Genomic DNA, 24,896 nt, shown 5'->3' on the forward strand with positions numbered 1-24,896 from the left:
GCCTGGCTGCATCACTACAACCACCACCGCCCCCACACCGGCATCGGCGGACTCACGCCCGCCGAACGCGTTCACAACCTCACTGGGAACTACAGCTAGTTCTTGAAGCGGTCGATCCAGCCGGCGACGGGGCGCTGCTGCTCGCCCTGCTGGGCGGCGAGGACCACGAGCACCGCGGTGAGCGCGGGGATCGCCCACTGCAGGAGCTTCTGCTGCTTCTGGGCGCTGGCCAGCTCGTCCGAGACGCCGGCGCCGGGCTCGGTCGTGCCCTGAGGGGCCTCGTCCGCGTGCTTGGCCATGCGTCCGCCGACGAGCGCCGAGTAGAGCGTCGTGCCGGCTGCGGCGATGGTCAGGACGGCCTTGACCTTCGTGTTGCTGCGGGCCTCGCCCTGGGCAGCGAGGCGGCCCTTGTTCGCGTAGATCAGGCCGAGCCCGCCGACGGCGTGCGCGCCGAGGGCGGCGAGCTGCACGGGCGCCCACTTCGCCCAGCCGATGGACGAGAGGCGCAGGCGCTCCTGCGGCTGCTTCGCGGCGGCCGCGGCGCCGTTGAGGCCGACCGCGCCCATGAGGGATCCGCCGAACCAGGCCGCGAGGCCGAGGTCGTGCATGCTCCGGATGACGGTGTTGCGTTCTGACATGTGCTCCTCCGAGTCGTCGAGGTCGGCTCGTGGGCCGGCCGATGTCGTGTCCGTCGGACGCTACGCCGGGGATCGAGCAGTGTGTGGGTGGTCGGCGGATGTCCAGGGTCCCCGGCGGGCCGGCCGGTCGGCGGGACCTCAACGGAGGCTGGGAGTCCCGGTGCCCGCCCTTGGCACGCCCCGCCGAGCCCGGTTCTCTGGAGAAGAGGACCGTCGAGCGGCGCGTCCCGCATCGAGGGGAACCGGATCATGGGCAAGGCGTGGATGGTGATGGTCGCGGCCGTGCTCGGCGGCCACGGGTTCGTGGGGCTCTTCATCGAGGGGTCGCACATGCTCGGCGTCCTCAACGTCGACTTCTTCGTCGACGTCCTCTACCTGCTGAGCGCGGGCGTGCTGCTGTTCGTCGGCACCCGGCAGGCCCCGCCGGGGATGATCCGCGCCACGCTCGTGGCGTTCGGCGGCCTCTACACGCTCATGGGCGTACTCAGCCTCCTCGACCCCGAGCTCGGCGGCCTCACGCCCACCGGCTTCACGATCGTCGACGACTTCCTGTTCTTCGGCATCGGCCTCTCGGGCCTCGCCCTCGCGCTGACCCCCAGTTCGGCCGAGCCGCTCACCACGGGCGGCGAGGCGCTCAACTAGGGTAGGCGCAACCGCGCAACCGCGGGTCAGTCGCCCGTGAGCGCCATGTGCACCTGGTAGCGGTCGCCGCGGTACCACGACGTCACGTGCTCGACGGGCGTCCCGCCCGCGCGGGATGTGCGGCGGAACACCAGGGTCGACGCCCCCGGGGTCACCTCCAGTGCCTCGGCGGTGTCTGCATCCGCGGCGTCGGCCCACACCGTCTGCTCGGCGCCGTCGATGTGCACGCCGTACCGCTCGGCGAGCACGCCGTACAGCGAGGCGCTGAGGTCGTGGTCGCCGAGGTCCGGCGCCACGCGCGCGGAGTACCAGCCGACCTCGAGGGCCATGGGGGTGCCGTTGGCCAGCCGCAGCCGCTCGATCGACCACGCGGGCTCGCCCTCGTCGAGGCCCAGGGCGGCGCGGGCCTCGAGCGGCGGGACGCCCATCCGGGCATGGCGCACGAGGGTGGTCGCCACCATCCCGCGCCGCCGCATGTCCTCGGTGAACGAGGCGAGGTGCAGCTGCGACTGGATCCGCTCCCCGGCCACGAACGTGCCCTTCCCCTGGACCGTGTGCAGCCGCTGTTCCTCGATGAGCTGACGGATTGCCTGGCGCACGGTCGCGCGGCTCACGTCATGGGTCATCGCGAGCTCCCGCTCCGACGGGATGGCGGTGTGGGCGGGCCACGCGCTGCCGATGTCGGCGAGGAGGATCGCCCGCAGCTGGGCGTGCTTGGGGACCGGACCCGGCGTGACGATGGCGGTCCGGGCGGCGGCGGCGTCGCGGGGTCGGGGCATGGGCGCGCCTCTCGTCGTTGACACGACGGGGCGGCACGACGTACCTTCACCGGTACGTACCAGTTCCAGCCGTGCGTCCCGTCGTGTGGGGGATCTCCGTCGCACCGACTCTAGATGCACGGCTCTGGTGCATACCAGTGATCCATCCCCTGCGAGGAGTCCCCGTGGTCCATGTCCTGTCCCCGCTCGTGGGGGTCGCCCTGCCCCTGCCGTCCGTGCCCGATGCGCTCTTCGCCGCGGGGGCGATGGGCCCCGGGGTGGCGATCACGCCGCCCGTCGAGCTCGTCGACGTGGTCGCCCCCATCGAGGGCACCCTCCTGCAGGTCTTCCCGCACGCCTTCGTCGTCGTGGCCGACGACGGCCTCGCCGTGCTCGTCCACCTCGGCATCGAGACCGTCGGCCTCGCGGGTGCGGGCTTCACGGCCTTCGCCGCGAAGGGCGACCGCGTCGCCGCGGGTGCCCCCGTCATCGCCTACGACGTCCCCGCGATCCTCGCCGCCGGCCTCTCCAGCGTCGTCCCCGTCATCGTGCTCGAGCGTCCGGCGGAGGACGTCCGCGTGCTCGTGGACGAGGGGGCCGCCCTGCTCCCCGGCTCGCCCCTGCTCTCCGTCTGACCCGCCCGAGACGGCCGCCCGCCCGGTCGGCCCGCAGATCCGCCGTCCCACCCATCACCGGAGCCCCCGCGAAAGAGGACCCATGACCGCCACCGCACCGCCGCGTCGTCGACGCACCATCCCGGGCTTCGCCCAGATGCAGCGCCTCGGCAAGAGCCTGATGCTCCCGATCGCGGTGCTGCCCGCCGCCGGGATCCTGCTCAGGGTCGGGCAGCCGACCTGCTCGGCCGCATCGACCTGCCCGTCATCGGCCCGTTCTTCCAGGCCATGAGCGCCGCGGGCGGCGCGCTGTTCGACAACCTGGCGCTCCTCTTCGCCGTGGGCGTCGCCATCGGGTTCGCCAAGAAGGCCGACGGCTCGACCGCGCTCTCGGCGGTCGTCGGCTACCTCGTGCTCTCCAACGTCTTCACGGTCATGTCGCCGGTGGTGCTCGCCGGCCAGACCACGGTCGCCGGCGCGCAGGTGGAGATCGACTACAGCGTCTTCGGCGGGATCGTCGTGGGCCTCGTCACCGCCTGGCTGTTCGACCGGTACCACACCATCCAGCTGCCCTCCTACCTGGGCTTCTTCGGCGGCCGCCGGTTCGTGCCGATCATCGTCTCGCTCGTGAGCCTCGTCATCGGGTTCGGCCTGAGCTACGCGTACCCGGTCTTCGACCTGGGCCTCGCGGGGCTCGGCGCCTTCATCGGCGGCACCGGCGCGCTCGGCGCGTTCGTGTACGGCTTCACCAACCGGATGCTGATCCCCGTGGGCCTGCACCACATCCTCAACTCCTACGTGTGGTTCCTCCAGGGCTCCTACACGAAGGGCGACGGCAGCGTCGTCACGGGCGAGCTGACGCGCTTCGCCGCGGGGGATCCGACGGCCGGCGCGCTCACCTCGGGCTTCTACCCGGTGCTCATGTTCGGGCTCCCCGCCGCGGCGCTGGCGATGATCCACCTGTCGAACCCGGCGCAGCGCAAGGCGGCCATCGGGATCCTCGGCGCGGCGGGTCTCACGGCCTTCCTCACCGGCGTCACCGAGCCCTTGGAGTTCGCGTTCATGTTCGCGGCCTTCCCGCTGTACGTCGTGCACGCCCTGCTCACCGGGCTCTCGCTCGCGATCGCGAACCTGCTCGACATCCACCTCGGGTTCTCGTTCTCGGCGGGCCTGTTCGACCTGCTGCTCTACGGCACCGCCCCCGCGGCCAAGAACATCGGGCTGCTCGTCATCATGGGCGTGGTGTACTTCGCGGTCTACTACGTGCTCTNCNGCCTCGTCATCAAGCGGTGGAACCTGCGCACGCCGNGCCGGGAGGACGTGGCGGCGCCCGTCGACGGGGCCNCCCCCCGCCCCTGCCGAGGCGGACGCGGATGCCGCGGGCGCTGCATCCGCCCCTCCGGCCGCGGCCCCCGACGCCGCCGCGTCGGTGCCCACCGCCGAGCGGCTGATCCAGGCCTTCGGTGGGCGCGACAACCTCGTCCTCGTCGACGCGTGCATCACGCGCCTGCGCGTCGAGGTCGCGGACCGCACGCTCGTCGACCACGCGCGCCTCAAGGAGCTCGGCGCCGCCGGCGTGATCGAGGTCGGCGACAACGTCCAGGCCGTCTTCGGCCCGCGCGCGGAGTCGCTGAAGGACGCGATGCGCGAGGCCATCTGATGGAGGTCGTCGTCGTCCCGACCGCGGAGGACGCCGCCCCGCTCGTCGCCGACGCCTACCGCGCGCTGCTCGAGCGCCGGCCGGACGCGGTGCTCGGCCTCGCGACCGGCTCGACGCCCCTGCCGCTCTACTGGGAGCTCATCCGCCGCCACCGGGAGGAGGGGCTGAGCTTCGCGCGGGCACGGGCCTTCCTCCTCGACGAGTACGTGGGGCTGCCCGACGGGCACCCCGAGCGGTACCGCGCCTTCATCGCGGAGGAGCTCGAGCGGCACGTCGACTTCGCCCCCGACGCGATCCTCGGGCCGGGCGACGCCGGATCCGACCCCCTGGATGCGGGCCCCGCCTACGAGCGCGCCATCCGGGAGGCCGGCGGGATCGACCTGCAGATCCTCGGCATCGGCACCGACGGGCACCTGGCCTTCAACATGCCGATGTCGAGCCTCGGCAGCCGCACGCGTCTCAAGACCCTCACGCCCCGGACCCGCCGGGACAACGCGCGCTTCTTCGGCGGCGACGTCGATCGCGTGCCCACGCAGTGCCTCACCCAGGGGCTCGCGACGATCCTCGACAGCCGGCACGCGATCCTGCTCGGCTTCGGTCGGGCCAAGGCGCCTGCCGTGCGCGCGGCCGTCGAGGGGGCGCTGTCGGCGCGCTGGCCCGCGTCGGTCCTCCAGCTGCATCCGCACGCCACGGTGGTCGTCGACGAGGAGGCCGCGGCCGAGCTCGAATTCGTCGACCACTACCGCGACACCTTCGCGGGCAAGCCGGCCGGGCAGGGCCTCTGATGCGGCTGCGCGCCGCCCGGGCCCTCGTCGACGGCGCGTTCACGGGGCCGGTCGTCGTCGACGTCGCGGCGGGGCGGATCACGGCCGTCCACCCGGCGACGGGGGACGAGGTCGTCGACCACGACCTGGTCGACGGGACGCTCAGCGCGGGCCTGCTGGATCTCCAGGTCAACGGCTCGTTCGGCGTCGACGTCGCGTCCGCGGACAGCGCGGGCTGACGGACGCTCCTCGCCGGGCTCGCCTCGCGCGGCGTCACGGGGGTCGAGCCGACCGTGATCACCGCGCCGCTGCCCGAGATCGTGACCGCCCTCACCCGCGTCGGGCGGGCCCAGGGCGACTTCGCCGGCGAGCCGATGGCCCGGATCCTCGGCGCCCACCTCGAGGGCCCCTTCATCTCGCCCGCGCGCAAGGGCGCGCATCGCGTGGAGCGCATGCTCCTCCCGACCCCCGCCCACGTCGACGCGCTGCTCGCGGACCCGGCGGCTCGCGCCGCGCTGCGCACGGTCACGCTCGCCCCCGAGCTGCCGGGCGCCGTGGAGGCGACGCGGCGGCTGGTCGGGGAGGGCTGCGTCGTGTCCGTCGGCCACAGCGACGCCACCGCGGCCCAGGTGCGCGCCGCTGGCGATGCGGGCGCGACCATGACCACGCACGTGTTCAACGCGCAGCGCCCCCTCAAGCACCGGGAACCCGGCGTGCCGGGCGCGGTCCTCACCGACGAGCGCTTCTTCGTCGGGACGATCATCGACGGCCAGCACCTCGACCCCCGCGTCGTGTCGCTCGTGATGAGCGCGGCCGGCCGGCGCATGGTCGGGGTGACCGACGCCATCGTGACCGCCGGGCGGGAGCCCGGGGAGTGGCACGAGTTCGGCGGTCAGCCCGTCGCCAACGACGACTCCGGCCTGGGCCGCCGGCGCGACGGCACGATCGCGGGAGCGGGCGTGGTGCTCGACGAGGGGGTGCGGCGCATGATCGCCGCGGGACTGGATCCGGCGCGCATCCTCGGCGCGTGCACCGAGAACGCCGCGCGCTCGCTCGGGCGCGCCGACATCGGCCACGTCGCCGCGGGAGCGGCCGCCGACCTGGTGTGGTGGGACGCCGCGTGGCAGCCGTCGGCGGTGTGGATCGCGGGAGAGGCGATCCGCCCTCCCGTCGGCTGAGCCGCAGCGACCGGCGGGCCGGCAGCCGCCGGTGGGAGGGCGGGCGTCGTCGCCCGTCGGATCAGGCCCGGTGGATCCGCACCGTGATCACCTGGAACGCCCGCAGCACGAGTCGCACCCCGCGGCCGTCGGCCTCGGGCTCGAACGCGATCGACCGCGGGAAGCCCTCGCCGAGCGGGCGCTCGAGCACGTCCACCTCGGTGGAGCGGTCGGCGTCGAGGTGCGCCTCGAGCCGGGTCGCGGCGCGCGCGCCCGTGGACTCGTAGAGCCGCACGATCACGTCGCCCGAGCCGTCGTCGGCGAGCTTGAGCGCCTCGATCCGCACCGTCCCGCCGTGCACAGAGACGAGGCCGGATGCGGTGGGCAGCGAGGACGGGACGACCTCGGCGGCGTCCGCGGGGGCGGCCACGACGGCGGGCGGCGCCACGACGGCGGGCGCCGCCTCGGTCGCGTCGCCGGGCCGCACGACGCGCACGGGCAGGTTCTGCTCGAGCCCCGCGTCCACCGCGCCCTCGATGCCGACGCCCGGCACGAGCGCGTACTCGAACAGGTGGTGGCCGATGTCCTGCACGGGGTCGGGGGAGCGCGCCGCCCGGACCAGGCTGATCCGCAGCTCGGTCTCGACCTCGCCCGTCCCGCCGACCGTGCGCGTGATGTCGTGGCCGTAGCTGCCCGCGTTGGTGAGGGCCACGCCGTAGCCGGGCTCCTCCACGTGCACGAAGCGGTGCGCCATGACCTCGAAGCGCGCCTCGTCCCACGACGTGTTCGTGTGCGTGGGGCGGCGGACGTGCCCGAACTGGATCTCCGCGCTGTGGTGCTGCGCGTGGATCGTGAGCGGGAAGGTCACCTTGAGCAGCTTCTCGTCCTCGAGCCAGTCGAGATCGGCGGTGGCGTGGATCCGGGCGTCGTCGGCGTGCAGCGACACCCGCTGCACGACGCGCGAGCGCCCGAACTGGCGGACCACCTCGACGGTCGCGCGCAGCGGCGAGTCCTCCACGAGCTCGACCGACGCGGCCTCGACGAGGTCGGTGCGGCTCGCGCGGTAGTGCGCGTCGACGTCCCACGCGTCCCACGCGGTCGGGATGTCCTCGTGCAGCTGCAGCAGGTTCGCGAAGCGGCCGGCGGGCACGAGCTCGCGGTCCGCGAAACGGCGATCGACGATCGAGGTGATGAGGCCGCGCGCGTCGAGCGTCACGCGCAGCAGCCCGTTGTCGAGCACGGTGCCGCCATCGGCGCGCGTCGTGACGACGGGGGAGGCGGGATCCACCGCGACGAGCGGCGCGATCCCGCTGCCGGGCACCGCGACGAGTGCGAGCGCGGATCCGTCTGCCGCCTCCACGAGCGCGGTGCGCGCGTGGCCGGTCGAGTTCACCGCGAACGCTCCGGATCCGTCGCCCTCGCCTTCGCCCGTGGCCTGCGCCGTGACCCGCGCGATCGCGTCGGCCACGAGCGCGTCGAGCTCGGCGAGGCTGCGGGCGTAGTCCTCCTCGTTCTCGCGGTGCACCCACGTGATGGAGGAGCCGGGGAGGATGTCGTGGAACTGCTGCAGCAGCGTCTGCTTCCAGAGCCGGTCGAGCGCCGCGTACGGGTAGTCGGCGCCCGTGCGGACGGCCGCGATCGTCCACCACAGCTCCGCCTCGCGCAGGCGGTGCTCGGCCTGGCGGTTGCCGCGCTTCTCGCGGGCGTGCGACGTGAACGTGCCGCGGTGCAGCTCGAGGTACAGCTCGCCGACCCACACGGGCGCGTCCGGGTACTCGGCCTCGGCCTTGCGGAAGAACTCGTCCGGGTGCTCGACGACCACCTTCGGCGACCCCTCAAGGTCGGCGGTGCGGCGCTGGCGCTCCATCATGTCGCGCGTGGGACCGCCGCCGCCGTCGCCGTAGCCGAAGGGCGCGAGCGACATCGTGGCGCGGCCCTTCTCGCGGAACTGCCGCACCGCGTGGTGCGTCTCCTCCGCCTCGAGCGTGGAGTTGTAGGTGTCGATGGGCGGGAAGTGGGTGAAGATGCGCGACCCGTCGATGCCCTCCCAGAAGAAGGTGTGGTGCGGGAACGTGTTGGTCTGGTTCCAGGAGAGCTTCTGCGTGAGGAACCAGTCGAGGCCCGCGAGCTTCGCGATCTGCGGGAACGACGCCGTGTAGCCGAACGAGTCCGGCAGCCACACGCCGTGGGTCTCGACGCCGAGCTCCTCCTGGAAGAAGCGCATGCCGTGGGTGAGCTGGCGGATCATCGCCTCGCCGCCCGGGAGGTTGCCGTCGGGCTCGATCCACATGGATCCGACCGGGTACCAGGTGCCGTCCGCGATGGCCTGCTTGATGCCCTCGAACACCGTCGGGTAGTTCTCCTTCACCCAGACGTACTGCTGCGCCTGCGAGCACGCGAAGCGGAAGTCGGGGTACTGCTCGGCGAGCCGGAGCACGTTGGAGAAGGTGCGCGCGGTCTTCCGCTTCGTCTCGCGGATGGGCCAGAGCCACGCGCTGTCGATGTGGGCGTGGCCGACGCCGCTCAGCGTGTGGGCGCTCGTCCCGGCGGGGCGCGAGAGCACGTCGGCGAGCTCGGCGCGGGCGGCGGCCGCGGTGCCGACGATGTCGTCCATCGCGAGCACGTCGAGCGCGCGCTCGATCGCCCGCAGCACCTCGTGGCGGCGCGGCTCGGTCTCGGGCAGCTCCATCAGCAGCTGGTACAGCACCTCGACGTCGAAGCGCAGCGCCCACACCTCGGGCTCGAACACGGCGAGCTCGGCCTGGCGGAAGCGGTAGATGGGCTCGGCGGGCGCGGTGGCCTTGTCGCCGTAGGGCGTCGGCACGAACTCGTTGACGAGGATGTTCGGGTTGCCCGCCGCCTCCACGAGGAAGCGCACCTGCTCGCCGCCCGCGGCCTCGTCGGCGAGGCGCACGTAGGTGTTGCGCGGGTGGATCCCCTTGACCGGCACGCCGTCCATCGTGTGCACGAGGCACTCGGCCTGGTTGCCCGGCCAGTCGCCGATGAAGCCCGGGTCGATGAGCAGCTCGACCGTGCGTCCCGCCCACTCCGCGGGGATCTCGCCGGTCACCTCGAACCACCACGTGGACCACGCACGGCCCCACGGCTCACCGAGCGCGAACGGCGCGTACTCCTGCCGCATCGCCTCGGCGACGGGCACGGGCTCGTCGGGCGCCATCCACGCGCGGAGCGCGACGGGCGTCTTCGACGAGTAGACGGCGGGCGTGATCCGCTCGTCGAGCGCGCGGAGGATGCGCTCCTGGACGAGCTTCTGGTTCTGGTGCATGGGGAGTCCTTCGGGAGGTCGGGATGCAGGCAGGCGGTGGGCGCCGCGGGTCCGGGAGGGCCGCGGTCAGCGCAGGTAGGAGAGCGCCGGGAACGCGTGCATCGCGTCCTCCAGCAGGGAGCGCGCGACGGTCACGGAGTCGACGAGCGGGTGGTGCGCGAGGGCGCGTACCGCGGCAGCGCGGGATCCGCCGACGCCGGCCTCGATGGTCTGCCGCTCGACGTACTTGGCGTTGGTGACGAGGCCCACGCCGAAGTCGGGCAGCTCGGTGCCGGCGACCGGATGCGCGCCCGAGGCGTCGACGACGCACGGCACCTCGACCACGGCGTCCGCGTCGAGCGCCGCGAGCGTGCCGCGGTTGCGCACGTTGAGGATCAGCCGCGCGCTCTGGTCGTACGCGATGCCGCGCATGAGCGCGATCGCGACGTCCTCGTAGCCGCCCGAGACGAGGTCGTTCTCGTCGCGGTCGCCCATGCCGGCCGACTGGCGGTTCGTGGCCATGTACGTGGTCTCGCGGTCGAGCCGCGTGCGCTCCCAGAGCGCGAGCGCGGACACGTCGTGCCGGTGCTCGAGCTGCTCGTAGAACCGGCCCTGCTGCTCCACGAGGAAGGCGCCGCGCGTCTGCGCGGCCAGCTGGTCGGCGTGCCGCACCTCGCGCTGGAAGTAGTAGTAGTGCAGGTACTCGTTCGGCACGGCGCCGAGCTCGGTGACCCATTCGGCGCCGAAGAGCCGGCCCTCCTCGAACGTGCCGATGAGGTCGGGGCGGGCCATGAGGTCTGGCAGCACGTCGCGGCCGTCGACGCGGAGGCCGCGCAGCCAGCCGAGGTGGTTGAGCCCGGCGTAGTCGATGACCACGTCGTCGCCCTGCACCCCGAGCGCGCCGAGCACGCGGCGGGCGAGCCCGATGGGGGAGTCGCAGATCCCGATGACGCGGTCGCCGAGCACGCGGGACATGGCCTCGGTGACGACGCCGGCCGGGTTCGTGAAGTTGATGACCCAGGCGTCGGGGGCCTGCGCGCGGATCCGCTCGGCGAGGTCCATGACGACCGGCAGCGTCCGCAGCGCGTACGAGATGCCGCCATAGCCGACGGTCTCCTGCCCGATGACGCCGTGCGCCATGCCGAGGCGCTCGTCGCACGAGCGCCCCGCCATGCCGCCCACCCGGATCGCGGAGAACACGAACGAGGCGCCCGCCAGCGCCTCGTCGAGATCGGTGTGCAGCGTGATCACCGGGGCGTCGGCGTACGCGGCCGCCTGCTCGGCGAGCACGCGCGCGACGGCCGTGAGGCGCACCTCGTCGGTGTCGTAGAGGGCCACGTGGTCGACGCGGCCGGCCTCGTGGTCGCGCAGCAGCGCCGAGTAGACGAGCGGGACGCGGAAGCCGCCCCCGCCCAGGATCGTGAGCCTCATGCGACGGTCACCGACACTCCCTTGTCCGCGAGGCCCTGCGACACCCGCTCGTGCGGGGCGGCCTCGGTGATCAGCTGCGTCAACGACGCGGTGGGGGCGACACGGCCGGCGCCGGTGCCCGGGAACTTGGAGGAGTCGGCGAGCACCGTGACCCGGTCGCTCACCTCCGCCATCGCGCGCTTGATGGGCACCTGGGCCATCGTCGTGTCGCGCAGGTCGCCGTTGTCGGCGATGCCGCTCACGCCCACGAACGCGTGGTCGGCGTGCAGCATCCGCAGGCTCTCGGCCGTGAGGGGGCCGGACACCGAGCGGTAGACCGGATCCCAGTCGCCCGGCAGCAGGATGAGCCGCACGGTCCGGTCGTCGCGCAGCACGTCGAACGCGGCGACGTTCGCGGTGATCACCGTGAGGGAGCGGCCGCGCAGCTGCTCGGCGAGGTGCAGCGTGGTGGTGCCGATGTCGAGCACGACCGACTGGCCGTCCTGGATCTGCGCCGCCGCGGCCCGCGCGATGCGCTCCTTGGCCTCGCGGTTCACCTGCTCCACCTCGGCGAACGGCGCGTCGACCTCGACGAGCACCGCGCCGCCGTGGGTGCGCCGGAGCGCGCCCTGCTCGTCGAGGCGGGCCAGGTCGCGGCGGATGGTCGCGTCGCTCGTCCCGGCGGCCTCGGCGAGCTCGGCGACCGTGGCGCTGCGGGTGGCGCGCAGCCGGTCGAGGATCACGAACTCTCGGGCGTCTCTCATGATGTGAACATTAGCGCGCAGGATCAGTCAGAAACAATCTCGTAATGAACAAGGTCTTCCATCCATGTGCTCACATGGGCTAGAAACGTCACTACCGGTCGGCGGGCACCCGTCGACCTCGTCCCGCCGGCAGCGTCGCCGTCGGCGGACCCGCACCGCTTCCCGCCTGGGCCGCGTCGCGGCCCACCCGAAGGAATGAGGTCCCCGTGTCCGCAGCCCCGCGTCCCGACCAGGCCGCCGCCGACCAGGCCCCCGCCGGGCTGCTCGTCGTCGGCCAGCTGTTCGCGGACGTCGTGTTCGGCGAGCTGCCGGGCGGACCGCGACCGGGCCACGAGATCTGGACGTCGTCCTTCGGCCACGGCCCGGGCGGCATCGCGAACTTCGCCATCGCCGGCGCGCGCCTCGGGGTGCCGACCACCATCGCGGCGGCCGTGGGCACGGATCCCTTCTCCCTCCTGGTGCGCGCCGCGCTCGCCGCCGAGGGCGTGGTGCTCGACCACCTGGTGACCCTCGACGACTGGGCGCTGCCCGTCACCGCGTCGCTCGGCTACGACGACGACCGCGCGCTCGTCACGGGCGGCGTGCCCTGCCCGCTCGGATCCGACGAGCTCGTGCCGGGCGAGGTGCCGGCCGCCGCCGCGGCGCTCGTGCACCTGGATCCGCACCGCAGCTCCTGGATCGGGCGCGCCGCCGCAGCAGGCACCGACGTCTACGCCGACGTGGGCTGGGACCCGTCCGAGCGCTGGGATCCCGCCATCCTCGACCAGCTCGACGACTGCCACGCGTTCATCCCGAACGAGCTCGAGGCCTCCGCGTACACGGGCACCGACTCGGCCGTGCAGGCCGCCCGGGCGCTCGCCGCGCGCGTGCCGCTCAGCGTCGTGACCTCCGGATCCCGCGGCGTCGTCGCCGTGGACGCGGCCCGCGGCGAGGAGGTCGTGCGGCCTCCGCTCGCCGTGCGCGCGATCGACGCGACCGGCGCGGGCGACGTGTTCGGCGCGTCCCTCGCCGCGTCCGCCCGGGCGCCGTGGACCCTGACCCAGCGCATCGACTTCGCCTGCCTCGTCGCGGGGATCACGGTCACCCGCCCCGGCGGCGCGTCCGGGGCCCCGCGCCTCGACGAGCTCGTGCCCTGGCTGCGCGCGCATCCCGAGGCAGCGGAGCCCGGCCGCTACGACTACCTCGCTGACTCCCTCGACCACCCCGACGGCGCGCGCCTGCTCGCCTGACGCGAGCCGCCGCACGCGACCCGCGATCCCTCCCCGCATCTCCGCCCCGACCCGCCCGTCCCCCCACCGAATCGAGAACCACCATGTCCCACCACCCCGCCCGCCGGTCCCGCGCCCGGCGCATCGTCGTCGGCGTCGCGACCCTCGCGCTCCTCGCGCCGGTCCTCGCCTCCTGCTCGTCGTCGTCGGGATCCTCGGCAGGCGGCCAGCTCGACCTCTGGATCTGGCCGGACGGCCTCAGCCAGACGGTGCTCGACAAGGTGCCGGCCGAGGTGCCGGGCACGACGCTCAACGTCTCGACCATCGGCGGCGACTTCAAGCAGAAGCTCGTCACCACCTTCACCGGCCGCTCGGGCCTGCCGTCCGTCACGGGCGTCAAGGGCGAGGACATGCCGTACTTCCTCAGCGAGGACGGCCTCTTCGAGGACCTCGACCAGCTCGGCGCGAAGGACGTCACCGACCAGTACCCGGCATGGAAGCTGAAGGAGGCGACCACGAAGGACGGCCAGCTCATCGGCCTCCCCATCGACATCGGCCCCACCGCCCTCTACTACCGGGCGGACGTGTTCAAGAAGGCGGGCCTCCCCAGCGAGCCGGCCGACGTCGCCGCGGCGACGGCCACGTGGGACGACTACTTCGCGTTCGGCAAGAAGCTCAAGGCGGCGACCGGCGGCGCGATCTTCGTCGACGCCTCGGACGTGTTCACCAAGTCCATCGGCCAGGGCACCACGCGGTTCGTGGACGAGGACGGCGACTTCACGGGCGACAGCCCCGAGATCAAGACCGCGTGGGACCGCGCGGTGCTCGCGTACAAGGACGGCCTGACGGCGAACGTCACCGACGGCAGCCCGGACTGGGCCTCGGCCATCAGCAACGGATCCCTCCCCGCCCTCCTCGGCGCGTCCTGGTACCAGGCCGACATCAAGAGCGCGACCGCCGACACCTCGGGCGACTGGCGCGTGGCGCCCATGCCCGGCGGACCCGCGAACATCGGCGGCTCGTTCCTCTCCATCCCCGCCGGCACGAAGGACCCCCAGGCCGCGTTCGCGGTGATCAAGGACGTGCTCAGCGAGGACAACCAGGTGACCGCGTACGCCGACAAGGGCATCTTCCCGTCGGCCACCGCCGCCTACGACTCCCCGGAGCTGCAGAAGGGCGACGACTTCTTCGGCGGCCAGTCGACCGTCGGGATCTTCGCCGACGCGGCCGCCAAGATGCCCACCGCCTACACGAGCCCCTACGACAGCCAGGTGCAGGCCGCGTTCGTCACCGAGCTGCAGAACGTCACGTCGCTCGGCAAGGACCCGGACCAGGCCTGGGACGACGCCGTCGCCGCCGGCGAGGCCGCGCTGAAGACCGCGAAGCAGTGATCCCCGTCGCCGTCCGCCCAGGAGGGCGCCCGCCCGCGCCCTCCCGGGCGGGCGCGGGTCCCTCGGGCTCCGCGCCGTCCCGGGCGGGCGCGGGCACGCGGGGCCTCCGCCGCACGTGGCCGTACTACGTCGCCATCGCGCCGTTCTTCGTGCTGTTCGCGATCTTCGGCCTGTTCCCCGCCGTCTACTCGCTCGTGCTCTCGTTCCAGGACTGGAACGGGCTCGGCACGGCCAAGTGGGTGGGCCTCGCGAACTTCCAGGCCCTCGCGGCCGACGCCACCTTCTGGCTGTCGATCAAGAACACGCTCATCATCTTCGCGCTGTCCACGTTCCCGATGATGGTGATCGCGGTCGTCGTCGCGGCCATGCTCAACTCGGCGAAGCGGCTCAGCACCTTCTACAAGATCAGCTACTTCGTGCCGAACGTGACGAGCGTGGTGGCGATGGCGGTGCTGTTCGGATCCATCTTCGGCGACAGCTTCGGGCTCGTGAACGCGGGCCTCCGCGCGATCGGGCTCGACGGCGTGGCCTGGCTCTCGACGCCGTGGGCGATCCAGGTGACCATCGCGATCCTCATCACGTACCAGTGGACCGGCTACAACGCGATCATCTTCCTCGCGGGCATGCAGGCCATCGGCACCGAGGTCTACGAGGCCGCCAAGCTCGACGGCGCCGGCGCCATCCGCACGTTCTGGTCGGTGACGCTGCCGCTGCTGCGCCCCACGATCCTGTTCGTGCTCGTGGTCTCGACCATCACGGGCCTGCAGAGCTTCACCGAGGCGCAGGTGCTCACGGCCTCGTCCAGCACGACGAACCCGAACTCGGGCGGCGCGGGCCAGGCCGGCCTCACGACCGTCCTGTACTTCTACCAGCAGGCCTTCAACTACAACCGCTTCGGCTACGGCGCCGCCATCGCGTGGGGCGTGTTCCTGCTCGTGGTGATCTTCTCCATCATCAGCTTCCGGCTCGGGTCGGAGAAGAAGGAGAAGGTCGTGCGGGCGGCCGGCACGAGGAAGGGGCACCGCGCATGAGCACGACCGTCCACGCCGCGGGATCCGCCGCGGCCCGTGTCGCCGACCGGGCATCGGGCCGGCCGCGCGACGAGCGCACCGGCCGTCCCGCCGGCCGTCGGCAGCTGCCGCCCGGACGCGTGATCCTGCACGGGATCCTCTTCGCGGGATCCATCGTGAGCCTCTTCCCGCTCTACTGGCTCGTCGTGATGGCGAGCAACACCACGAGCGACATCTACAAGTCGCCGCCCGTGCTCGTGCCGGGGCCGCACCTGTGGGACAACATCCAGGCCGTGTTCCGCACGATCGACTTCGGCGGATCGCTCATGAACACCGTCATCGTCGCGGTCTCCGTGACGGTGCTCGTGCTGTTCTTCGACTCGATCGCGGCGTTCACGTTCGCGAAGTACGAGTTCCCCGGCCGCCGCGTGCTCTTCGGGCTGCTGCTCGTGACGTTCATGCTGCCCGCGCAGCTGTCGGTGATCCCGCAGTTCGTGACGATGATCAACCTCGGCTGGGTCGGCCAGCTGCAGGCGCTCATCGTGCCGGCCGCCGCGAACGCGTTCGGCATCTTCTGGCTGCGGCAGTTCATCATCTCGAGCGTGCCGGACGAGCTCATCGACGCGGCGCGCATCGACGGCGCCGGGTTCTTCCGGCAGTACCTCACCGTGTGCCTGCCGCTCATCCGGCCGGGCCTCGGGTTCCTCGGGATCTTCACCTTCATCGCCGCGTGGAACGACTACCTCTGGCCGCTCATCGTGCTGAACGACCCGGGCACGCTCACGCTGCAGGTCGCGATGAGCCAGCTCAACAGCGCCCACGGCAAGGACTACGGCATGGTCATGGCGGGCGCGCTGCTCGCGGTGATCCCGCTCATCGTCGTGTTCCTCGTGGGGGCGAAGCAGTTCATCGGCGACATCGCGAAGGGCGCGCTGAAGTGACGGACGTCTCGACGCGACCGCCGCGCATCACGGCCGTGGACGACGCGGCTGCCCTCGGGATGGCGGCGGCCGACGTGGTGCAGGCGTTCATCGGCGAGGACCCAGCCGGCGTGCTCGGTGTCGCGACCGGATCCAGCCCCGAGCCGCTCTACGCCGAGCTCGCCCGGCGGCACCGGGAACGCGGCCTCGTCACCGACGGCCTCTCGCTCGTGGCGCTCGACGAGTACGTGGGGCTCCCGGCCGGGCACCCGCAGTCGTACCTCGCGTTCGTGCGGGACCGCATCGCCGAGCCGCTCGGCGTGCCGAGCGCGCGCGTCATCGTGCCCGACGGCACGGCGGGCGACCCGCGCGCGGCGGCGCACGAGCACGAGCGGCGGATCCGACGGCTCGGCGGCGCGGGCCTCCAGATCGTGGGCATCGGCGCCAACGGGCACCTCGGCTTCAACGAGCCGGGCTCGCCCTTCGACGGGATCAGCCGCGTGGTGCGCCTCGCCGAGGGCACGCGGCGCGACAACGCGCGGTACTTCGGCGGGGATCCCCGGCGAGTGCCGACGCACGCCATCACGCAGGGCATCGCGACGATCATGACGGCCGAGCGGATCCTGCTCGTCGCCTCCGGCGCGCGGAAGGCCGACGCGCTCGCCGCGGCGCTCGCCGGACCGGTCGCGGAGGCGGTGCCCGCGTCGATCCTGCAGCGGCACCCGCGCGTGACCGTCGTCGCCGACCGGGCCGCGCTCGCGGGGCTCGCGGCGCTCGCCTGATCGGCGCGGTCGCCTGACCGACGCGGGCGCGGCGGCCGCCGCCCCGCATCCGCCCTCACCGCGCCCCGGCGCACCGACCAGCACGGGAGTCCCCGCATGTCCCACCTCGACGACGTCGCCCCCGGATCCGCCTCGAGGCTCCGCCCGCGCGCCCGCTTCGCGACGGACGCGCCCGTCCTCTCCCTCGACGGCGACTGGCGGTTCCGCCTGCTGCCGGAGGCGCCGGTCGACCGGGCCGGAGCGACGCCCGAGGTCGCGGATCCGGCCCTCGACGCCGCCGCCCTCGACGCGGCCGGCTGGACGACGCTTCCCGTGCCGAGCCACTGGGTGCTGCACGGCCACGGATCGCCCGCGTACACGAACCTCCAGTACCTGTTCCCCATCGACCCGCCGCACGTGCCCGACGCGAACCCGACGGGCGAGCACCGGCGCGTGTTCTCGCTGCCCGCCTCCCTCGCGGGCGCCGACCGCGTGCTGCTGCGCACCGACGGGATCGAGGGGCTCGCGACGTTCTGGGTCAACGGCGTCGAGGCGGGCTGGACGACCGGCAGCCGCCTCACGACCGAGCTCGACGTGACGGAGCTGCTCGTGCCGGGGGAGAACGTGCTCGGGATCCGCGTGCACCAGTGGTCGGCCGCCTCCTACCTCGAGGACCAGGACCAGTGGTGGCTGCCCGGGATCTTCCGCTCGATCGAGCTGCTCGCCCGGCCCGTCGGCGCCCTCGACGACGTGCGGGTGCGGGCCGACCGCGACCCGGCCGACGGATCCGGCCGCCTCGACGTGCAGGTCGACGGCGCGTTCCCCGTGGTGGTGCGCGTGCCCGAGCTGGGGATCCACGCGACCTGGGAGACCGCGGCCGACGTCGCGCCCGTCTCCCTCCCCGCGGTCGAGGCGTGGAACGCCGAGCGGCCGCGCCTCTACGACGCGACCGTGTCGTCGCCCGGCGAGACGGCGACGCTGCGCATCGGCTTCCGCACGGTGCGCATCGACGGCGACGCGCTCCTCGTCGACGGCCGCCGCCTCACCTTCCGCGGCGTCAACCGGCACGAGTCGCACCCCGAGCGCGGCCGCGTGTTCGACGAGGCCGAGGCGCGCGCCGACCTCGAGCTGATGAAGCGGAGCGGCGTGAACGCGATCCGCACTTCCCACTACCCGCCGCATCCGCGCCTCATCGACATCGCCGACGAGCTCGGCTTCTGGGTCGTGCTCGAGTGCGACCTCGAGACGCACGGCTTCTGGGACGTCGAGTGGCGGGACAACCCCTCCGACGACCCGCGCTGGCGCGATGCCTACCTCGACCGCATCGCCCGCACGGTCGGCCGCGACCGCAACCACCCGTCGATCGTGATGTGGTCACTCGGCAACGAGTCCGGCACCGGGCGCAACATCGCCGCGATGTCGGCGTGGGTGCGGCGCGCGGATCCGACCCGTCCCGTGCACTACGAGGGCGACCTCACGGGCGAGCACACCGACGTGTACTCGCGCATGTACCCGACGCTCGAGGAGATCGACTCGGTGTGCGGCACGCCCGTGGCGAGCATCCACGAGACCACGGGCGCGGCGGGCGCGAAGCAGCGCGCGAAGCCCTTCATCCTGTGCGAGTACGGGCACGCGATGGGCAACGGCCCTGGATCCCTCGCCGACTACGAGGACGCCATCGACCGCTGGCCGCGCCTGCACGGCGGCTTCGTGTGGGAGTGGCGCGACCACGGGCTGCTCGCGCGCACCGCGGACGGCCGGCCCTTCCACGCGTACGGCGGCGACTTCGGCGAGCCCGTGCACGACGGGTCGTTCGTGATGGACGGCCTGCTGCTCTCCGACGGCACGCCCACCCCGGGCCTCGCCGAGCTCGCGGCGGTCATCGCGCCCGTGCGGGTGCGGGTCGCGGCCGACGGATCCGGCGTGCGGGTGGAGAACCGGCGGCACAGCGCATCCACCGACGACGTCGACCTCGTCTGGATCCTCGCCCACGACGGCCGACCCGTCGCCCGCGGGATCCTCGAGCACGCGCCCCTCGTGGCGGGCTCCACGGCGACGCTCCCGCTGCCCGCCGAGGCGCGCGCCGCCGGCCACGCCGAGGAGGCGCACGTGACGGTGCAGGTGGTGACGCGGCACGACGCGCCGTGGGCCGAGGCCGGTCACGTCGTGTCGTCGCACCAGGCGCTCGTGCGCGACCGGCCCGCACCGAGGCCGCGTCCGGCCGGGCGTTGGTACGGGGACGCGCTCGGCGTCGGGACCTTTGACGCGCGCGGCGACCTCGTCTCCTGGGGCGGCGTGCCCGTGCGCGGCCCGCGGCTGGAACTGTGGCGCGCCCCGACCGAGAACGACCGCGGGGCTGGCCAGGGATCGTACGAGCTGGCCGAGCCCGAGCTGACCCGCGGCCGCGGCGCCGAGGAGTCCCCGCCGTCGGCCGACCGGTGGAGGGGGCGCGGGCTGCACCGGCTCACGCACCGGCTCCTCGGATCCACCCGCACCGCCGACGGAGTGGAGACGCGGATGCGCGTGCAGGCCGCGCACTCCGGCGCAGGCGTCGACGTGGCCTTCCGCTGGACCGCGACCGACCGCGGCCTCCTGCTCGCGACCGAGGCCGTGCCCTTCGGTGTGTGGGACTGCACCTGGCCGCGCGTCGGTGTGCGCATCGCCCTGCCCGCCGCGCTCGCGGACCACCCGGTCACCTGGCACGGCACCGGCCCCGGGGAGTCGTACGCGGACAGCCGCGCCGCCGCCCGCGTCGGCCGCTTCGCGTCGAGCGTCGACGGCCTCGCGGTCACCTACGCGCGCCCGCAGGAGACGGGCCACCGGCCGGAGCTGCGCTCGCTCGTGGTCGGCGACGGATCCGCGACCCCGCTCACCGTGACGACCGTGCCCGACGGATCCGGCCACCGCGCCGGCTTCCAGCTCTCCCGCTGGACCCCGCAGCAGATGACCGACGTCGGCCACCCGCACGAGCTGCCCGACCCCGACGGGCTCCATCTGCTCCTCGACGACGCCCAGCACGGCCTCGGATCCCGCGCGTGCGGCCCCGACGTGCTCCCGCGCCACGCGCTCTGGCCGTCGCTGCGCACGTGGGAGGTGCTGCTGGGGTAGCCCGGCGAGCCGCCGTGTCCGCCCCGAGCCGTGCGTGCCGCGTCAGATCGTGCGCGTGGAGCTCGTCCAGCCGACGACCCAGTCCGGCATCCGCATGTCGTCGGGGGCCGGGCCGACGAGCTCGTCCAGCTCCGACGCGGACACCGTCCCGCCGCCCTCCTGGAGGAAGCGGTTGCGGACGACGGCGTGCGCCGCGACCTGATCCCCGACGAGGAAGGTCTGCTCGACGTACGACCACCTGTCGTGCGTGCCGAGGACCCGGCTCTCGACGACGAACCGCTCCCCGAGGGTGAGGGAGCGGCGGTAGGTGACGGTCTGCCCCGCGACGACCGGGTACCAGCCGCGCGCGCGGACCCGGGCCCAGAGGCCGGAGCGCACGAGGAGGTCCAGGCGGGCGACGTCCATGATCGTGAGGTACCGGCCGTTGTTCATGTGGCCGAACAGGTCGAGGTCGTTCGGGAGCACCCGGAAGGCCGTCCGCGCGGTGTCCCATATGCTGAGGCGCCCCCGGCGGCGTGCGGTGAGGCGCATGAGCAGCAGGCGGAAGTAGAGGTTCACGGTTCTCCGTTCGAGGGTAGGGCGCCGCTACCGCCCTCCGAGGGGGTGGGGCGGGCGCTGGGCACGACGCTACGGATCCGGTCGGCCGATCGCGTCGGCAGTCCACATGGCGTGGGCCGCGTCCCGCTCCCGGAGCGCTCGTGCGCGGTCCCCGCGTCGACGGATCCGTTCCGCGACGGCACCGGGATCCGCCCACCCGCTGGCGCTAGGCTCCATGCGCGCGCATGGAACTGATCCGTGCGGGAAGGAACACACCATGAGCACCACGTACCGCGTCGGCTACCTCGTCGGCAGCCTGTCGTCCACCTCCATCAACCGGGCCCTGTCGCTCGCCCTGAAGCGCCTCGGCGCGCAGGCCGGACTCGAGCTCACCGAGATCCCGATCCAGCCGCTGCCCTTCTGCAGCGCCGACATGGACGGCGACTACCCCGCGGTCGCGAACGACTTCAAGGCCGCGATCGCCGACGCGGACGCGATCATGATCGTCACGCCCGAGTACAACCGCTCGGTCCCCGGCGTCCTCAAGAACGCGCTCGACTTCGCGAGCCGCCCCTACGGCGAGAACGCGTTCCAGGGCAAGCCCAGCGCGGTCATCGGCACGTCCATCGGCGCGGTCGGCACGGCGGTCGCGCAGCAGCACCTGCGCAGCATCCTGTCGTTCCTCGCGTCGCCCGAGCTGTCGCAGCCCGAGGCGTACATCCAGAACACCGAGGGCCTCATCTCGCCCGAGGGCGCGATCTCGAACGCGGGCACCGATGAGTTCCTCGTCGGCTGGCTGCAGGCGTTCCACGCGCACATCGAGAAGAACCTGGCGAGCGTCTCGGCGTAGTCGCCGACGCACGACGCGAGGGGCCCGGGCGGGAACGTCCGGGCCCCTCGTGTGGGCGCGGGTCGTGTGGCGGCTCCGTCGCCCGTCCCCGGGACCCGGCATGCGATGCTTCCGGGCATGCGCAAGCCCATCCCCACCTGGATCGCGGTTCTCATCACGTTCCTCCTCGGCGTGATCTCCTTCTCCCTCCTCCGATCGGCGTGGTCGATCGTGCTCTTCGGTGTCCTCGTCCTCGGCACCGCGGTCATCCACCGGGTCGTGTCCCGGCGCCTCCGGAGGTAGTCCGCGGCCGGGTCGGGCGGCGCGTGGGAACGAGGGTCGAAGCGGCGGGTGGGGTAAGGCTATGCTTACCCGCGGCTCGGGCTCCCCGCCGGGCCGCCCGCCGGCCGCGACCCCAGGAGACCCATGCCCCGCGCTCGCGCCCTCGCCCGCCTCACCGCCACCGCCGTGACGGGCCTCGTGCTCGTCGCCCTCACCGGATGCGGCGCCTCGGAGGAGGTGCCCGCCGCATCCGTCGCCGAGGCGGGGGAGGGGTCCACGACGTACCCGCTGACGCTGTCGAACTGCGGTCACGACGTGACGATCGACCAGGCGCCGTCGCGCGTGGTGTCGCTCGACCAGGACTCCACCGAGATCCTGCTGTCGCTCGGGCTCCAGGACCGCATGGTCGGGACCGCGTCGTGGACGGATCCCGTGCTCGACTCCCTGGCCGACGCGAACGCGCAGGTGCCCCGACTCGCCGACAACGCGCCCACCTACGAGGTGCTCATGGGCGCGGATCCCGACTTCGTCACCGCGTCCTTCGGCCGCCACTACGGCACCGGCGGCGTCGTCACGCGCGACCGGCTGGCCGAGACGGGGATCTCCTCGTACCTCTCTCCCACGGACTGCGACTCCGACGTCAGCATCAACGGCGGCGGGCAGCGCACCACCCCGCTCACGGTCGACGCGCTGTACCAGGAGATCCGCGAGATGGCCGAGGTCTTCGACGTGGAGGACCGCGGCGAGGCGCTCGTGTCGTCGCTCCTGCAGCGCGCGGCGGCGGCCACCGACGGCATGGACCTCGGTGGCGCCCAGGTCATGTACTGGTTCGCGGACACGAAGACGCCGTACATGGGCGGCGGCTTCGGCGCCACCGCGCTCCTGTCGCGTCAGACGGGCCTCACCGACACGTTCCCCGAGGTGCGCGACGACTTCATCGCCACCGGATGGGAGACCGTGGTCGACCGCGACCCGGACATCCTCGTGCTCGGCGACCTCCAGCGGAACCGCTTCCCCGGCGACAAGCTGCAGGACAAGGTCGACTTCCTGAAGTCGGACCCGCTCACGCGCGACCTCACGGCCGTCAAGGAGGACCGGATGGTGGCGCTGCACGGCGCGGAGCTGAACCCGTCCATCCGCTTCGTCGACGGGCTCGAGAAGATCCGGGCCTGGTGGGACGCGCGCGGGGACCGGCTCTGAGCGCGGCGGCCCCGGGGGCCTCGGACGCGCAGGGTGCCCCGCGGGCTCCGATCGCGACGGTCGCCCGGCGGGTCATGGGGCTCCCGCACGCGCTCCGCGTCGCGGTGCTCCTCGCGCTCGGGATCGTCGCCCTCGCGCTCTCGGTCGGCGTCGCCGTGACCCTCGGCCCGGCCGACGTGTCGCTCGTGAACGTGCGCGACATCCTGCTCAACCACGCGGGGCTCGCGAGCATCCCGGTGCGGGTCTCCGAGGACGCCATCGTGTGGCAGGAGCGCCTGCCGCGGGCGCTCGTCGCGGCCGCGTGCGGCGCGGGGCTCGGCCTCTGCGGCGTCGTGCTCCAGTCGCTGCTGCGGAACCCGCTCGCCGATCCCTTCGTGCTCGGCGTCTCCTCGGGCGCGTCCACCGGGGCCGTGCTCATCGGCGTGCTGGGTCTCGGCGGCGGCGCGATCGGCATGTCCGGCGGCGCGTTCATCGGCGCGCTGGTGGCGTTCGGCTTCGTGCTGCTGCTCGCGCGCTTCTCCTCGGGCGGCACGGCGGGCGTGATCCTCGCGGGCGTCGCCGGAACGCAGCTCTTCTCCGCGCTCACGTCGCTCGTGGTCTTCGCGTTCGCGGACTCCGACGAGACGCGTGGCATCATGTTCTGGCTCCTCGGATCCCTCGAGGGCATGCGCTGGGACGAGGTCGGCCTCAGCGTCGGCGTGGTCGCGGTCGGCGCGGTCGTGTGCCTCGCCTCCGCCCGCTCCCTCGACGCGTTCGCGTTCGGGGAGGAGGTGGCGTCGTCGCTCGGGATCCACGTGGGCCGCACCCGCACGATCCTCCTGGTCGTCACGGCGCTCCTCACCGCCACGCTCGTGAGCATCGCGGGGGCCATCGGCTTCGTCGGCCTGGTGCTCCCGCACGCGGCGCGCCTCATGTTCGGCCAGCGGCACGCGCGCGTCGTCCCCGCGACGATCGTGCTCGGCGCGGTGTTCATGGTGTGGGTCGACGCGGTCTCCCGGCTCGCGTTCGCGCCCACGCCGCTGCCCGTGGGCGTCGGCACCGCACTCGTCGGCGTGCCCGTGTTCATGCTGCTGCTGATGCGGAACCGGGGCCGGGCATGACGCTCGAGGCGCACGGCGTCAGCTGGTCGCGCGGCGGCCCGCTCGTGGTCGACGGCGTCACGCTCGAGCCCGCGCCCGGATCCACGGTGGGGCTGCTCGGGCCGAACGGCTCGGGCAAGTCGTCGCTGCTCAAGCTGCTGCAGGGGGCGGCGTCGCCCGACTCCGGCCGCGTGACGCTCGACGGCGCCGACCTCGCGGGGATCCGCCGCCGCGACGTCGCCCGCCGGGTCGCGACCGTGACGCAGCACGGCGAGACCGAGGTCGACATCGTGGTGCGCGACGTCGTGCGCCTCGGCCGCACGCCGTACCGCACGCTGCTCGGCGGCGACACCGCGGAGGACCAGGCGGCCATCGACCGCGCGATCGCGCACGTCGGCCTGGAGGACAAGGCCGACCGCGCATGGCGGACGCTGTCCGGCGGCGAGCGGCAGCGGGCGCACATCGCCCGTGCCCTCGCGCAGGAGCCGCGCGAGCTGCTGCTCGACGAGCCGACCAACCACCTCGACATCCGCCACCAGCTGGAGCTGCTCGCGCTCGTGCGCGACCTGCCGGTGACCACCGTGATCGCGCTGCACGACCTCAACCTCGCCGCGATGTACTGCGACGCCGTGCTCGTGCTGAGGGCGGGGCGCGTGGTGGCGGGCGGGGATCCGCGCGAGGTGCTGACGCCCGAGCTCATCGCCGACGTCTACGGGGTGCGCGCGCGGGTCGCGCACGACGAGGCAGCCGGCTGCCCGCGCGTGCTGTTCGACGCGGCGCCGCTCTAGGTGTACTCGGCCATGACGTTGGTGACACTTCGGGGCGTGTGAAGAGGCCTCCTGGCTTGATGGAGCTGTTCAGTTCAACCATCGCCAGGAGGCCTCGATGTCCCACGGTAA

25 protein-coding genes and 1 pseudogene are annotated in these 24,896 nt (G+C 73.2%); 20 read left to right on the forward strand and 6 right to left on the reverse strand.

The features are described 5' to 3' along the window. On the forward strand, window positions 1–99 hold a 99-nt coding region (locus tag HDR73_RS00475), incomplete at its 5' end, for an integrase core domain-containing protein (protein WP_287136183.1). On the opposite strand, the gene HDR73_RS00480 is transcribed toward HDR73_RS00475, so the two are convergent. Then, a complete protein-coding gene (locus tag HDR73_RS00480; RefSeq protein ID WP_012298325.1) occupies window positions 96–638 on the reverse strand; it encodes a hypothetical protein in 543 nt (180 codons plus the stop codon). The two genes, HDR73_RS00475 and HDR73_RS00480, sit on opposite strands and share 4 nt — an antisense overlap. Window positions 639–887: 249 nt before the next feature. On the opposite strand from HDR73_RS00480, the gene HDR73_RS00485 reads away from it, so the two are divergent. Beyond that, window positions 888–1,280 carry a hypothetical protein gene (locus HDR73_RS00485; protein WP_012298326.1) on the forward strand — a complete coding sequence of 131 codons (393 nt, stop codon included), beginning with the start codon at window positions 888–890 and terminating at the stop codon, window positions 1,278–1,280. 26 nt (window positions 1,281–1,306) lie between these two features. Here the strand turns inward: HDR73_RS00485 and HDR73_RS00490 are convergent, their stop codons facing one another. After that, on the reverse strand, window positions 1,307–2,059 hold the full coding sequence (locus HDR73_RS00490; protein WP_012298327.1) for a GntR family transcriptional regulator: 753 nt from the start codon (window positions 2,057–2,059) through the stop codon (window positions 1,307–1,309). A 164-nt stretch (window positions 2,060–2,223) separates the two neighbouring features. On the opposite strand from HDR73_RS00490, the gene HDR73_RS00495 reads away from it, so the two are divergent. The 7 genes and pseudogenes from HDR73_RS00495 (at window position 2,224) to HDR73_RS00525 (ending at window position 6,254) form a co-directional block, all read left to right on the forward strand. Further along, a complete protein-coding gene (locus tag HDR73_RS00495) occupies window positions 2,224–2,673 on the forward strand; it encodes a PTS sugar transporter subunit IIA (protein ID WP_041464403.1) in 450 nt (149 codons plus the stop codon). A gap of 82 nt (window positions 2,674–2,755) precedes the next feature. After that, the gene (locus tag HDR73_RS00500) at window positions 2,756–2,944 is read left to right on the forward strand and encodes a hypothetical protein (protein ID WP_198433871.1); all 189 of its coding nucleotides are present in this window, start codon (window positions 2,756–2,758) and stop codon (window positions 2,942–2,944) included. Beyond that, a pseudogene (locus tag HDR73_RS00505) lies at window positions 2,941–3,702 on the forward strand (PTS transporter subunit EIIC); the annotation flags it as partial. The gene HDR73_RS00500 and the pseudogene HDR73_RS00505, both read left to right, overlap by 4 nt. A gap of 379 nt (window positions 3,703–4,081) precedes the next feature. Further along, complete coding sequence (locus tag HDR73_RS00510; RefSeq protein ID WP_198433879.1) at window positions 4,082–4,312, forward strand: PTS sugar transporter subunit IIB; 231 nt, start codon at window positions 4,082–4,084, stop codon at window positions 4,310–4,312. After that, a complete protein-coding gene (nagB, locus tag HDR73_RS00515; RefSeq protein WP_041464404.1) occupies window positions 4,312–5,097 on the forward strand; it encodes a glucosamine-6-phosphate deaminase in 786 nt (261 codons plus the stop codon). Before HDR73_RS00510 ends, nagB begins: the two co-directional genes overlap by 1 nt. Next, entirely contained in the window at window positions 5,097–5,315 is a 219-nt protein-coding gene (locus HDR73_RS00520) for a hypothetical protein (protein ID WP_049791891.1), read from the forward strand. The genes nagB and HDR73_RS00520 overlap by 1 nt, the downstream gene beginning before the upstream one ends. 54 nt (window positions 5,316–5,369) lie before the next feature. Continuing rightward, window positions 5,370–6,254, forward strand: coding sequence for an N-acetylglucosamine-6-phosphate deacetylase (locus HDR73_RS00525; protein WP_049791892.1), 885 nt, complete (start codon window positions 5,370–5,372; stop codon window positions 6,252–6,254). A 61-nt stretch (window positions 6,255–6,315) separates the two neighbouring features. On the opposite strand, the gene HDR73_RS00530 is transcribed toward HDR73_RS00525, so the two are convergent. From HDR73_RS00530 to HDR73_RS00540, 3 genes are all read right to left on the reverse strand, one after another. After that, entirely contained in the window at window positions 6,316–9,519 is a 3,204-nt protein-coding gene (locus HDR73_RS00530; RefSeq protein WP_012298330.1) for an alpha-mannosidase, read from the reverse strand. A 66-nt stretch (window positions 9,520–9,585) separates the two neighbouring features. Continuing rightward, entirely contained in the window at window positions 9,586–10,929 is a 1,344-nt protein-coding gene (locus HDR73_RS00535; protein WP_041464405.1) for a 6-phospho-beta-glucosidase, read from the reverse strand. Next, entirely contained in the window at window positions 10,926–11,672 is a 747-nt protein-coding gene (locus HDR73_RS00540) for a DeoR/GlpR family DNA-binding transcription regulator (RefSeq protein ID WP_041464406.1), read from the reverse strand. Before HDR73_RS00540 ends, HDR73_RS00535 begins: the two co-directional genes overlap by 4 nt. 206 nt (window positions 11,673–11,878) lie before the next feature. Here HDR73_RS00540 and HDR73_RS00545 point away from each other — a divergent pair, with 206 nt between their 5' ends. The 6 genes from HDR73_RS00545 to HDR73_RS00570 all read left to right on the forward strand — a co-directional run bounded on the left by HDR73_RS00545 (window position 11,879) and on the right by HDR73_RS00570 (window position 20,070). Further along, window positions 11,879–12,901: a carbohydrate kinase family protein gene (locus HDR73_RS00545; protein WP_012298333.1), complete on the forward strand. Its 1,023-nt coding sequence runs from the start codon at window positions 11,879–11,881 to the stop codon at window positions 12,899–12,901. Window positions 12,902–12,984: 83 nt separating this feature from the next. After that, a complete protein-coding gene (locus tag HDR73_RS00550; RefSeq protein WP_012298334.1) occupies window positions 12,985–14,271 on the forward strand; it encodes an ABC transporter substrate-binding protein in 1,287 nt (428 codons plus the stop codon). Next, window positions 14,268–15,302 carry a carbohydrate ABC transporter permease gene (locus tag HDR73_RS00555; protein WP_012298335.1) on the forward strand — a complete coding sequence of 345 codons (1,035 nt, stop codon included), beginning with the start codon at window positions 14,268–14,270 and terminating at the stop codon, window positions 15,300–15,302. Before HDR73_RS00550 ends, HDR73_RS00555 begins: the two co-directional genes overlap by 4 nt. Beyond that, entirely contained in the window at window positions 15,299–16,222 is a 924-nt protein-coding gene (locus HDR73_RS00560; RefSeq protein WP_041464407.1) for a carbohydrate ABC transporter permease, read from the forward strand. Before HDR73_RS00555 ends, HDR73_RS00560 begins: the two co-directional genes overlap by 4 nt. After that, window positions 16,219–16,983: a glucosamine-6-phosphate deaminase gene (locus HDR73_RS00565; protein WP_012298337.1), complete on the forward strand. Its 765-nt coding sequence runs from the start codon at window positions 16,219–16,221 to the stop codon at window positions 16,981–16,983. Before HDR73_RS00560 ends, HDR73_RS00565 begins: the two co-directional genes overlap by 4 nt. A gap of 96 nt (window positions 16,984–17,079) precedes the next feature. Next, window positions 17,080–20,070 carry a glycoside hydrolase family 2 TIM barrel-domain containing protein gene (locus HDR73_RS00570; RefSeq protein ID WP_012298338.1) on the forward strand — a complete coding sequence of 997 codons (2,991 nt, stop codon included), beginning with the start codon at window positions 17,080–17,082 and terminating at the stop codon, window positions 20,068–20,070. A gap of 42 nt (window positions 20,071–20,112) precedes the next feature. On the opposite strand, the gene HDR73_RS00575 is transcribed toward HDR73_RS00570, so the two are convergent. Next, a complete protein-coding gene (locus HDR73_RS00575) occupies window positions 20,113–20,628 on the reverse strand; it encodes an acyl-CoA thioesterase (protein WP_041464408.1) in 516 nt (171 codons plus the stop codon). 256 nt (window positions 20,629–20,884) lie between these two features. Here HDR73_RS00575 and HDR73_RS00580 point away from each other — a divergent pair, with 256 nt between their 5' ends. From HDR73_RS00580 to HDR73_RS00600, 5 genes are all read left to right on the forward strand, one after another. After that, a complete protein-coding gene (locus HDR73_RS00580; RefSeq protein ID WP_012298340.1) occupies window positions 20,885–21,457 on the forward strand; it encodes an NADPH-dependent FMN reductase in 573 nt (190 codons plus the stop codon). Between the two features lie 117 nt (window positions 21,458–21,574). After that, a complete protein-coding gene (locus HDR73_RS00585) occupies window positions 21,575–21,739 on the forward strand; it encodes a hypothetical protein (RefSeq protein WP_158309435.1) in 165 nt (54 codons plus the stop codon). A gap of 123 nt (window positions 21,740–21,862) precedes the next feature. Then, on the forward strand, window positions 21,863–22,918 hold the full coding sequence (locus HDR73_RS00590) for an ABC transporter substrate-binding protein (protein ID WP_041464409.1): 1,056 nt from the start codon (window positions 21,863–21,865) through the stop codon (window positions 22,916–22,918). Between the two features lie 74 nt (window positions 22,919–22,992). Further along, window positions 22,993–24,018 carry a FecCD family ABC transporter permease gene (locus HDR73_RS00595; RefSeq protein WP_012298343.1) on the forward strand — a complete coding sequence of 342 codons (1,026 nt, stop codon included), beginning with the start codon at window positions 22,993–22,995 and terminating at the stop codon, window positions 24,016–24,018. Next, window positions 24,015–24,785, forward strand: coding sequence for an ABC transporter ATP-binding protein (locus tag HDR73_RS00600; protein ID WP_012298344.1), 771 nt, complete (start codon window positions 24,015–24,017; stop codon window positions 24,783–24,785). Before HDR73_RS00595 ends, HDR73_RS00600 begins: the two co-directional genes overlap by 4 nt. Window positions 24,786–24,896: the final 111 nt, after the last annotated feature.

The sequence above is a fragment of the Clavibacter sp. genome (assembly GCF_014802555.1).
GTDB lineage: Bacteria > Actinomycetota > Actinomycetes > Actinomycetales > Microbacteriaceae > Clavibacter > Clavibacter sepedonicus.